The sequence below is a fragment of the Polluticoccus soli genome, assembly GCF_029269745.1.
Classification (GTDB): domain Bacteria; phylum Bacteroidota; class Bacteroidia; order Chitinophagales; family Chitinophagaceae; genus Polluticoccus; species Polluticoccus soli.
Genome location: NZ_JARJHT010000001.1, coordinates 1432309 through 1443845, shown reverse-complemented (window position 1 = coordinate 1443845; position 11537 = coordinate 1432309). Strand labels below are relative to the sequence as shown.

Annotated in this window: 7 protein-coding genes; 1 reads left to right on the top strand and 6 read right to left on the bottom strand. The window is 45.0% G+C overall.

The window, feature by feature from the left end; all coding sequences use genetic code 11:
• Positions 1-71: 71 nt before the first annotated feature.
• A complete protein-coding gene (locus P2W83_RS06355; RefSeq protein WP_276132868.1) occupies positions 72-806 on the bottom strand; it encodes a pyridoxine 5'-phosphate synthase in 735 nt (244 codons plus the stop codon).
• A 49-nt stretch (positions 807-855) separates the two neighbouring features.
• On the opposite strand from P2W83_RS06355, the gene P2W83_RS06350 reads away from it, so the two are divergent.
• A complete protein-coding gene (locus P2W83_RS06350; protein WP_276132867.1) occupies positions 856-2505 on the top strand; it encodes an ABC transporter substrate-binding protein in 1650 nt (549 codons plus the stop codon).
• Between the two features lie 2 nt (positions 2506-2507).
• On the opposite strand, the gene P2W83_RS06345 is transcribed toward P2W83_RS06350, so the two are convergent.
• The 5 genes from P2W83_RS06345 to P2W83_RS06325 all read right to left on the bottom strand — a co-directional run bounded on the left by P2W83_RS06345 (position 2508) and on the right by P2W83_RS06325 (position 11435).
• Positions 2508-3929, bottom strand: a complete 1422-nt coding sequence (locus P2W83_RS06345; RefSeq protein WP_276132866.1) for a tetratricopeptide repeat protein — start codon at positions 3927-3929, stop codon at positions 2508-2510.
• Positions 3930-4075: 146 nt separating this feature from the next.
• Complete coding sequence (locus P2W83_RS06340) at positions 4076-4504, bottom strand: hypothetical protein (RefSeq protein WP_276132865.1); 429 nt, start codon at positions 4502-4504, stop codon at positions 4076-4078.
• Between the two features lie 79 nt (positions 4505-4583).
• Positions 4584-6080 (bottom strand): glycoside hydrolase family 10-like protein, encoded by a 1497-nt coding sequence (locus tag P2W83_RS06335; RefSeq protein ID WP_276132864.1) that lies wholly within the window; start codon positions 6078-6080, stop codon positions 4584-4586.
• A 107-nt stretch (positions 6081-6187) separates the two neighbouring features.
• Entirely contained in the window at positions 6188-6793 is a 606-nt protein-coding gene (locus P2W83_RS06330) for a DUF5606 family protein (protein WP_276132863.1), read from the bottom strand.
• 103 nt (positions 6794-6896) lie between these two features.
• A complete protein-coding gene (locus tag P2W83_RS06325) occupies positions 6897-11435 on the bottom strand; it encodes a T9SS type B sorting domain-containing protein (protein WP_276132862.1) in 4539 nt (1512 codons plus the stop codon).
• Positions 11436-11537: the final 102 nt, after the last annotated feature.

Genomic DNA, 11537 nt, shown 5'->3' with positions numbered 1-11537 from the left:
GCAGCAAAGTTATAACAACTTTAAACACATTGTTAAGTGCTCGTTAACCGAAGATATGATTTTCCTGTTAATTATTTGTTAGATGATATATGTAACTGTCGCTTGTATAGCTGTATTGTGTTCTCCAAGCCATAATACAAGGCGTCAGAGATCAAGGCATGACCGATAGAAACCTCTAACAATCCGGGAATATTCTTTGCAAAGTATGCTAAGTTTTTTAAATCAAGATCGTGACCAGCGTTCAAACCGAGGTTCTTCTGTTGGGCCACCACCGCAGCTTTTACATAATCCGCAATGGCCTCTTCGGGATTCTTATGAAAGGTCTTTGCGTAGGCTTCAGTATAAAGTTCTATTCTGTCAGTACCGGTATCTGCTGCCGCAGCCACCAGATTCTCTACCGGATCTACAAATATCGATACCCTGATGCCGGCTTTCTTGAAAGTGGAAATGATAGTTCTGAGGTAATCCTGCTTATTGATCGTATCCCAACCATGATTGGATGTCAATTGTCCGGGATCATCGGGTACCAGGGTTACTTGGGCAGGTTTTACAGCTAAGACAAGGTCTACAAACTTGTCCTCCAGCGGATTGCCCTCTATGTTAAACTCAGTAGTGATGATCGGCTTGATAGCATGTACATCGCTATACCTGATATGTCTCTCGTCGGGACGGGGATGAACAGTAATGCCATCGGCACCAAACTTCTGGCAATCTATCGCTACTTGCAGCACGTCAGGATTATTACCTCCTCTGCTGTTGCGTAATGTTGCGATCTTATTGATGTTGACAGAGAGCTTTGTTGGCATTAGTTTGGTTTTCGTCAAAATTAAAGGCTATTCCGCTAATTTGCAGGGAATGTATAACCGGGTCAAAATATTTGCTGCGCTCCTTTGGCTGTGCTTTATTTCAAGCTCAGCCTTCCAGAGCTGCCGGTCAGCCCAAAAACAACAGGCGGAAAATATCTTTTACCTGAACTTGTCAAGCGGTGTGCTTGAATCAATGGACCCGGCCTTTGCTAAAGCGTTGTACATGATGTGGGCCAGTCACATGCTCTATAATACGCTGGTTGAAACAGACTCAAACCTGCACCTTGTGCCATCACTGGCTAAAAGCTGGGAAGTAGACCCTAGCGGGCTGGTGTACACCTTTTATTTGCGCAATGATGTCTATTTTCACAACGCTCCGCAGTTCCCGTCAGGCAAGGGCAGGAAGATGACAGCCGATGATGTTGTTTATAGTTTCAACAGGCTTATTGATCCTAAAGTTGCATCGACAGGAGCCTGGATATTCAATGGCCGGGTAGCTGGACAAGAACCATTTGTCGCAGTAAATGATACGACTGTACAAATTAAACTCATCGCCCCATTCAGGCCGCTGCCCGCTATCTTAAGTATGCCTTATTGCAGCATTGTTCCTCGCGAGGTTGCTGAGCACTGGGGCAAAGATTTCCGTTCACACCCTTGTGGCACCGGCCCTTTTCAGCTAAAGCATTGGGACGAAGGCAACATCATTATCCTGCATAAGAATCCCCAATACTGGGAAAAAGACAACACAGGTAAGAGACTTCCTTATATAGACGCCGTGCATATTAGCTGTGTGGACAGTAAAGCCACTGAATTCTTCCTTTTCTTACAAGGCAAGCTGGACTTCGTAAACGGATTGGACGGATCATTTAAAGACTTGATCCTTTCAAAGAATGGAGAGCTAAAAAATGAATTCAAAGGGAAATTCAAGCTTCGCAAAGGCACTTATCTCGATACGGAATATCTCGGCTTTTTGACCGATAGCACCAGTCCTGTTATTAAAACTAGTTCGATAAAAAACGTACTCGTTCGTCAGGCGATCAATTATGCTATAGACAGAGAAAAAATCGTTACTTATTTCCGCAATGGTATTGGTATACCTGCAACTTCTGGCTTCATTCCCGCAGGTATGCCGGGTTATGATACTTCAGGCCGCTATGGCTATACCTACGATCCGGCAAAGTCCATAGACCTGCTAAAAAAGGCTGGATTCCCGAATGGAAAGGGTCTCACGCCGATCAAAATACTTACGCCCGACAATTGGTCTGACGTTATCAATTTCGTTGCCACGCAGCTACAGGAAGTAGGCATACCGATACAGGTAGAAGTGATACAACCCAATATCCTGAAACAGGAAATGAGCCGTTCACAGGCCATGTTTTTCCGGGCCCAGTGGATAGCCGATTATCCCGATGCAGAAACATATCTTACCGTATTCAACAGCCGTATGCCTGCTCCTCCAAACTATACAAGATTCAATAATGCTGCTTTCGATCGATTGTATGACGAAAGCATGAATACTCCCGATACCACCCGATGGGAACTGTACAAAAAACTAGATAGCCTGGCTATTAGCCAGGCTCCCTTAGTTCCTTTATACTATGATCAGCTACTTCACTTCACTCAGAACAGGATCAGCGGAATGACGGCGAATCCCATGAATCTTATCGATCTGAAACGAGTGAAGATCTCGCCACAATAGCGTTACTTCTTTTTTGTTTTATACTTAGCTATTAGATCAGATACTGAACTTCTCCGCAGATATTCCGGATTCAGATCAGTAAACAACTTAACCCTGTTTGGCGCGAGTTTAAGCGCGCGTTCCAGTTGTACCAATCCTTCCTTGCTTTTGCCCATTTCGAACAATAAAGCCGCCTGGTAATACCTGAAGTCAGGCTTATCACCGCAATGCTCACGAGCTACTTCGATCTGCGTAAGTCCTTCGTCGTAGTACCCGGATAAGTAAAGACCTTTTACCAAAGCAACCCAGGTAGTCTTATTGCCGGGTTTCAGGCGTACGGCGTTCAGGTAGCATACCAAGGCTTCGCTTTTTACATCCATTTCCATAAGGCAGTTGCCAATAGCCATGCAGTACGATGCGTTGTCTTTATTCAGGTGCAATGCTACAGAATACGACTTAACGGCCTTCTCCCATTGTTTTTCGCGGGCGTACGTTTCGCCTATCTTGAAAAAGATAGAATCGTCCTGCGGACTCAATTGCGATGCCTGGCGGTAATAATATCTTGCGCGCTGAAAGTTCTTCTGCTTCTCCCAGCAAAAACCCATAGCCTCGAAGATGACGTCTTCAGGTTTGGCTATCTCCAGGTGTTTTTCTAACACTTCTATGGCGCGTTCATACCATTTCAATCGCATGTAAGCATCGGCCATGTTCCTGTAAGCAAACTCGAATTTCTCATCGATCGCTACGCAGAACTCATATGAATCGATAGCCTTTTCATACAACTTCAGTCCTTGGTATGCAGCGCCGAGGTTAAACCAGGCCAGCGCATTGTAAGGATCTTCCTCAGTCAACTGCGTATGAAGTGTTACGCTTTCTTCCAGCCGTTCAGTAAACTCAGCCCAGAAGCATATTTTCTGAAGCGCCTCTTCGTTGCGCTTGTCGATCTTGATCACACGTTTCAACGTGTCAAACACGGCATCGAACTCTTCACATTCATCGTATACATCAGATAGCTCCAGCAATATCTCTATCTTCTCTTTGCCACCAAATTCTTTTGATTTTTGCTCGAGCCACAATGCGGCCTGATCGTACTTAAACTGACCGAGCAAAATATCTGATCGCAACAGAGCGCCGTCGAGATTATTCTGATCGTACTGTTCCATTTCGTCCAGCGCTTTCAGAGCCTGTCCGTATTTCTGGGACTGGGTCAATATTTCTGCTTTTAAAAGCAATACAGAGCCGGAAAAAGGATAATAAGTGCGGGCAATATCACAGGCGAGCAAGGCCTGCTCTTCGTTGCTGTTCTGGGAATAATACTCGATCACACGTTCAAACTCTTCTTCGTCCAGTATGTTAGCAGCCTCACCATTTTTCACCTCCTCATACCTGCGAAGCAAATCATCCATCGAGCTCCAATCTTCGTCCAGGTAATCGTCATCAAACATATTCAACCGTTTAACCAAAGTTAGCAAATTAGCATGCCAATAGTAAGATGGCTATGTTAACGCACTGTAAAAATGCACAGGTAATTCACATAAAAGAAAAATGCCCACTTCAGTGAGAAGCGGGCATATAAATAATTGAAAATTTTTTATTTAATTGGTTGAACCGGTATTTGTAGTGTATACGTTGCCATTGTGTCATTAACGATGGTATAGGGGATACCACCGTGAACAGTCTGAGACTCATAGATATTCCAACCTTTTGCATACAAATAATAGCTGCCCTTTTTCAGGCCAGGGAATGTTACAACCGGAGGTTTTTGGTCACTGAAAGTGCAAACAGCTGAGTCGTCAAACGAGGTTGGCATCTGTATAGCGTTATACTTTATGTATATTTTACAACTGTCAATAGCCAAGGTATCGTCCATCGCTGTGATCTTCAATGTAGCGAGGCCGCCTTTACCGCCAATAACAGGATTGTTGCCGGGTACGGTAACATTGTCATCGTCTTTATCGCAGGCAACCATTGCAACAGAGAACAGGCCTAAAACAGCGGCGTACAACCAGGTAATCTTCATGAAAAAGAAATTTAGCGGCTTTGAAGATACAAAACGTTTATAAATAATCCATTCTCAAGGCCTTTCCAGCTCAAAAATATCAATGCTTGCGTGAAATTTCTATCACATTACTTGGAGGGCTCTCATTCCATAACCGATCAAAGGCAGTTACCGCATATTTTACAGTCGGCACGTCATCCATATTGAAGTCCAGCAGAGCCGGTGCAGACTGTACTTTGATGATGCGGTCTGTACGCTCCAGGTTGATAGGTTCGTTATTGATGAACTTGTATACAGCGAAACAAACGGCATCGTCATTTTTCGGCACTTTCCATTCCAGTAGATTACCGCTTTTTGATTTTGCCAGCTTCAACACTGGTGGCTGCGGCGCTATGCTATCTAACCATTTCATTTGCGGCGGGAATGCCGGATATGCTGTATACTTCGCCAGGCTGTCTTTTATAGGAACGCGAATTTTGTCGAAATTAGAACTACTATACAGAGAGTATCCCGGATTGTTAGCGAGGCGCCTTATGTCGTGTATCTGAGACAACAATTCCCGGGTACCCGACCAAACGCCGCTCGTTGCGTCTACCATCCGATAGAGGCCCAGACCATAGTACACATGCCTGCCATAGCTATGCCGTTCCCACCAAGGCAATAACACTTCAAACGCGGCGGCCCTGTGTCCATGTTCCCAATACAATTGCGGCAGCAAATAATCGATCCATCCTTTCTTCATCCAAAACAATACGTCGGCATACAGATCGTCATAGTTTGTTTGGCCGCCTCTAGTTGGCGACCCCTCCGGATCTTTGCTGGCATTGCGCCAAACCCCAAATGGGCTGATGCCGATCTTCACATAGGGTTTTACAGCTCTAACCTGGTTGTGAAGAGCCAATATAAACATGCTTACATTATTGCGGCGCCAGTCATCTTTATTGGTCAGGTTGCCCTTATAGCGGGCATAACTTTTTGCATCGCCAAACTCCTGACCTGCTATACGATAGGGATAGAAATAGTCGTCAAGATGCACTGCGTCAATATCGTAACGTTTTACCACATCCATGATGATGCTGAGCACATACTCCCTTACTTCCGGAATACCCGGATCAAACTGCGTCTTTCCACCGTATGAAATTAACCAGTCGGGATGCGTACGCGATACATGGCCGGGAGGGTTGGGATTCTTTTTGCTGTCAGTCAGCACCCGGTAAGGATTAAACCAGGCGTGAAATTCCATATTGCGCTTGTGCGTTTCGTTGATCATGAACTGCAGGGGGTCGTAATATGGGCTAGGTGGCAGCCCTTGCTTGCCAGTGAGATACCGGCTCCATGGCTCGAAAGCCGACTCGTAGAATGCATCAGCCGCCGGCCGCACCTGCACGATTACCGCATTGCATCCTACAGACTGCAGTTGGTCGAGCCGCCGGATAAATTCTTGTTGTTGTTGGTTGGCCGGTAACCCAGGCTTGGAAGGCCAGTCGATATTAGATACAGTTGCAATCCATGCTGCCCTAAACTCACGTTTGGGGCTTTGTGCGAATACGGTTTGAACGAGAAAACTGAAAAAAATGATCAACGAGGTGCGCGTCATAGTTGTAGCTGGGGAGTTTAAAGCAAAAGTAGCCTGAAAGATCTTTCGCCTGCGCAAAAAAAATAGCCGGCTTGTATAAGCCGGCTATTCTTAAATAGGTATATATACTATTCTTCTGTTTTCTTTTTACGCGCTGTTTTCTTTGCAGGCTTTTCTTCGCCAGCTTCAGCTGGTTCAGCTGCTTTCTTTGCACGCGCTTTCTTTGCAGGCTTTTCTGCCGGGCCCTCTTCAGCCGTTGCTTCCGCAGCTGCAGTCGCCTTTGCCTTGCTTGCTTTTGCGGGAGCTTCTATAGCTTCTTCAACCAGTGCTTCTTCAGCAACCTCTTCAAATTTCAGCAGATCGTTTCCTTTCAACAGGTCATACCATTTCAGCATCTTCTTCATGTCGCTTACGTACACGCGCTCCTCATCAAAATCAGGGAAGATCGATTTGAAATAGTTTTTGATAGCAGCATTATCGGCAGTTTTGCCGTCAACGATAGCAATGCTGCCTTCGTTGTCCTGCATCTTTTTAAACACCTCGTGTAAGCGAACGTTGTCACCTGTGGTGTACACCTCGATGCTTTCCAGCGGGGTTACATTGTGCAAACGAGCTGAAATAAACTTAGTTGACTTGTCGCTAAGGTTACGCACGATAGCACCATCACTTTTTGTCGCGAGCAGTTGAAAAAGACCACCCAATCCTGTTACGGCAACGATTTCTCTGTATTCCATTTTAGAAATTTGAAGGGGAGCAAAAATAAAGTTTTTACAACAATCTGCCCTGCCTTTTTAAAATGATGAGTTTTTTAAATTTAAAATGTAAATATATAACAGCCTACCTTATAAGGGTAATTGTGCCTTTATACTCCACCTCATTATTGCCACCGTTACCGCATATCGCCTTAACATAATAGTTATATGTGCCAATATCCTGCGGTTCTCCATTGTATATGCCATCCCACCCGTCGTTGATGTTGGCAGTAGTAAATACAACCTCGCCAAACCTATTGAATATAGAGAAGATCTTAAGGGTCATATCGCCTTTAAACAGAATACGTGCCTTATCATTCTTTCCGTCATTATTGGGTGTAAAGGCATCAGGAATGAATGGTTTGCAGCAATTATCATAAAGAATAGTTGCCTCAGCGGTATCAGTACAATCATTAGCGTCAATGATCGCAAGACGATATGTGCCATTTGCTACTCCCGTCAGATCCGCACTGAAGCGTTCTGGTTTGGTATTCCAGGCATAGTTATAAGGCAGCGTACCACCAATAACCTTTGAAACGATTGCACCACCGTCGTCAAATCCTTCGCAATCGTTTTTATTGGCGGTCAGTGCTATAACTATTTTATCAGGTGAGCCTACAGAAACAGTCGTGTCTTTTGTACAATTCTTGCTATCGGTTACGGTAACAGTGTAAGACGACGGTTTTAGATTCCTAAATATTTTTTCATCAGGTATCATACTGCCTATTGAATAGGCAAGAGGCTGCACGCCTCCATGAGCTGACACCTCGATGGTGCCATCCTGCATCCCAAAGCAACTTACATCTTTAGGAGTGATCTCGTCCAGAATGATCGCCGGATAACCGGTAAGTACCACGACGGTGTCTTTTATACAGCCGTTATTGTCCTTCACTTGAACTACCTGGCTTCCTGCGCCAAGATTTGTTTTTGCAGCACTTCCAGTGAACGTATTGCCACCCGCGGCATATTGATAAGGTGTAATGCCTCCTGCCGCTGCAATTGTTATTCGGCCATCTGTGAAGCCCTCGCAAGTCGGGTGCACTATTGTCAACTCAGTTATCTCGAGCTTCGTCGGTTGATTCACCACGATATTGCTGTCCTTAAAGCATCCATTGGCATCTCGCACGCGAATCACGTGAGGACCTGAGTTTATTTTGGTCAATATGTTACTCACTTGATAAACACCGTAATCCCAACGATAGTCATATGGCAAGACACCGCCTGATCCGGTCACTGTTACCTGGCCAGTGCTATCGCCAAAGCATAAAACGTCAGCGACAGATAATGCGATGCCCATGGCAGGGGGCTGTGTGAGTATTATAGACGTATCAAACATGCAACCTTTGCCGTCTTTTACATGCACTAAATAAGTACCTATTGGCAGGGTCTGGAAAAGATTCAGGCTTCCAAACGTTCCGGCTCCCATGGCGTATGAGTATGGTGTTGTACCACCTGTACCATTCACTGTGATCTTACCATCATTAAACCCAAAACAAGAAACGTTCTGAGGCGTGATAAAGGCTTTAAGGATTGGTGGTTCAGTCACTGCAATATTGCTGTCTTTGATACAGCCGTTGGCATCCTTTATCTTAATGAGATAAGTAAGGGCCTTTAAGGTGGGGAATACATTAGAAGAATTGTATGTACCAAATATGCCTTTAGCATACGTGTAGGGAGAGGTACCGCCACTTGCTGTTACTGTTATTGATCCAGTGCTATCCCCAAAACAGGATACGTTCGTTACAGAAGCAGTCATCTTCAATACAAACGAATCGATTATGGTAATGCCAGTGTCTTTCTGACAGTTACGGCTATCCCTTATGTGAAAAAAATAAGTGCCTGCCGCAAGACCGGTAAAAGTCGGCGTTGATGAATACGCTCCCAAACCAACCGCATATTGGTATGGCGGAACACCACCTGTGGCACTCAGGACGACTTTACCATTGCTTAGTGTAGCACAAACTGAGTTAGTGACTTGTGCAAAGGCCTGTACGGCCGGTGGCTGTGTTAAAGTAACTGTAGAATCGACTGCACAACCGTGGTCGTCCTTTATATGCAATACATATGTTCCCGCAGCGAGACTTGAAAAGACGTTACTGCTGTTAAAAAGTCCGGCATCTATTGCATAGGTATATGGAGTTGTTCCACCGGCAGCTGTAATTGTTATCGACCCATCGGAGAAACTGAAGCAATTCGGCTCCTGCTTTGCAATGTTGTTAAATGCTAATACAGCTGGCTGGGTGACCGTGATCGTGGTATCCTTCAGGCAGCCATTTGCGTCTTTAATATGAATGGTATAGCTACCTGCTGCAAGTCCGCCAAAAACACCTGTAGAGCCATAGGGTCCGGCTCCAAGGGCATAATTATACGGGCTGGTGCCGCCTGCGGCCGTGATCGTAACAGATCCGTCTGACAGACCAAAGCACGACACATTTGTCACAACTGAAGTACTGGTAATCGCCGTAGGTTCATTAAGGGTAATTATCGTGTCGAGATAACATTTATTGGAATCCTCGATATGTATCGTATGGTTTCCCGCCCAAAGGTTTGGGAATGTATTTGTTGTACCTAATGTACCGCCTCCCAGCTTATACAAATATGGAGGTGTAGCAGAATTGGCGGTTATCGTAATCGCACCAGTGCTATCACCGTGACAAAGTATATGTGTAAGCACCGCAGTAGCGTGCACTGCGATAGAATCCGGTAGATTAACGATCGTATCCTTTAGACAGTTATTCGCATCCTTTATATGTAAGGTGTAGTTGCCGGAGTAGAGACCTGTGAAAGTATTGGTAGTGCTAAAACTGCCGGTGTTCAACGCATACTGGTACGGAGCAGTACCATTGTTTGCAGTAACCGTAATCACTCCACTATTATAAAAGTTGCAGGGTGGAGACGTAAAGGTAACTGCCGCCGTTATCGCCAATGGATCTAATAATTGAACGGTTGTATCTTTTAAACAGTCGTTGGCATCCTTAATATGTAAAGTATATGTACCTGCCGCTAAGCCTGTAAAGGTATTTGTTGAAGAAAAAGTCCCTGCACCAATGGCGTATTGAAAAGGCGCAAGGCCGCCGCTCGCTGTTATTGTGATGCTACCATCATTACCACCAAAACAGATGGGTTTTACCATTGACACCGATGGAATTATGACCGGCGGAGGAGCAATGGTGATCGTCGTATCTTTGATACACGTATTGGTGGATGATATTCTCAGAGTATACGTGCCGGGATCCAGGCTATCCAATTGTGTGGCGGTAATACCCGTAATAGTGTGAACAGTGGTAGTGCCCTGCAATACAGTCAGCACCCAGGGAGACGGTGCTATTGACGGCGTAACATTGAATTTGGCCTTCTTAGTACAGGTAGCCGCCGACACCAGGCCGAACGTTATTTTAGGTTGAGGCAACACGTTGATGGTATACGCCTGTGTTTGTTTGCTTGACAGTGGGCAGCCATCGTCCGTGTAAGTAATAAAAAAGTTATAGGTACCTGGGGTTACCCCAACAAGGTTCCATGAAAAACTGCCTATGGGTGCTATAGTATTATTATTTGTTATTGTAAACGATGCTCCTGTCGGGATACCTGATGCTGATACATTAATGCTATTTCCATCCAGGTCGGTCGGATTAATACTAAAAGCAAAGCTGCCCTGTCCCTGGCAAACTGATACAGTCGTTGAGTTGACAAGTGTGCCGCCCGATACATTGCTGATACCACCGCCGGGAGGATTGTTGTTGCAGTTATTAAGGACAACAAACGTCATCTCGCGCATACTAGTACCCACAAGGGTTGAGCCTCTGAATTCAGAAACCTTAGTAACAACAAGCGAACGTTGTACAAGATTAGGTGTAAAATTCAATTGGCCGTTTGTTGTGTTGAAATTGAATGTACCGGTGGCGGCAGCCAAAGGTGCCGTAGCCGAATAGCCGGTCAAGTAGGTTACGGTGCTGGATGTAGTCACCTCGATACCGGGAACAAGGCTATATGTGAGTGCGTCATTGTTTGCGTCAACAGTACCAGGATTATAGCTAGCTGCCTTATTGATGCAAAAGAATGGAGTGGGTATTGTTGTGTAGGTAGGAGAGGAGTTAGGCCCACCCGAGTTGTTTAATGTAGCTTCCAGCCCCATAAGACTGCCACTCATTGCCGGAATCTGAATATTAGTGATCGTATTACTACGCCCGGCCTGGCTGCTACCCATTATACCATTAAATAAAAAGCGCCAGTTGGTCGACGTCCAACCCAAGCTTACGGTGCCGGTATAAACAAACTTTTTTACTCCAGGAATGGTACCTGTAGTTGACACACAAGTTGTATTGTTCAGCTGCGTTGCGCACACCGGTGTTACCTCAGTGCCTGAACTTGGACTTTGAATGGCGAGAATTATTGAATTTATCTGTGTTGTTCCGTCCCATATCTCAATTTCAGGAGTGGCGCTAGGAAGAGATAAAAATGGTGGGTTTGACAGGTTACAGTCCGCATACACGGTGAAGGTTATCGTATATGTATTCCCGCTTACATGGGTGTAGTTAAGATCAGCGCCATAAAAGTGGGAGGCTTTAGCTGACGTTCCCAACAAACAAAACAGCAGAACTACAACACTTTGTAAATGTCGCTTCATAAGGGATATATATAGATTAAAATTTTTAATTAAAATTTAAGTAAAATTAGACCTTTTTAATGTATCAGCCCTTTGTTAAGACGTGTATAGGGCCCAAAATGT

What these genes read in the sequence shown, in the direction of transcription:
- P2W83_RS06340 (WP_276132865.1), bottom strand. Translation starts at nt 4,504, where the DNA reads ATGAAGATTACCTGGTTGTACGCCGCTGTTTTAGGCCTGTTCTCTGTT.
- P2W83_RS06325 (WP_276132862.1), bottom strand. Translation starts at nt 11,435, where the DNA reads ATGAAGCGACATTTACAAAGTGTTGTAGTTCTGCTGTTTTGTTTGTTG.
- P2W83_RS06350 (WP_276132867.1), top strand. Translation starts at nt 856, where the DNA reads ATGTATAACCGGGTCAAAATATTTGCTGCGCTCCTTTGGCTGTGCTTT.
- P2W83_RS06355 (WP_276132868.1), bottom strand. Translation starts at nt 806, where the DNA reads ATGCCAACAAAGCTCTCTGTCAACATCAATAAGATCGCAACATTACGC.
- P2W83_RS06345 (WP_276132866.1), bottom strand. Translation starts at nt 3,929, where the DNA reads ATGTTTGATGACGATTACCTGGACGAAGATTGGAGCTCGATGGATGAT.
- P2W83_RS06335 (WP_276132864.1), bottom strand. Translation starts at nt 6,080, where the DNA reads ATGACGCGCACCTCGTTGATCATTTTTTTCAGTTTTCTCGTTCAAACC.
- P2W83_RS06330 (WP_276132863.1), bottom strand. Translation starts at nt 6,793, where the DNA reads ATGGAATACAGAGAAATCGTTGCCGTAACAGGATTGGGTGGTCTTTTT.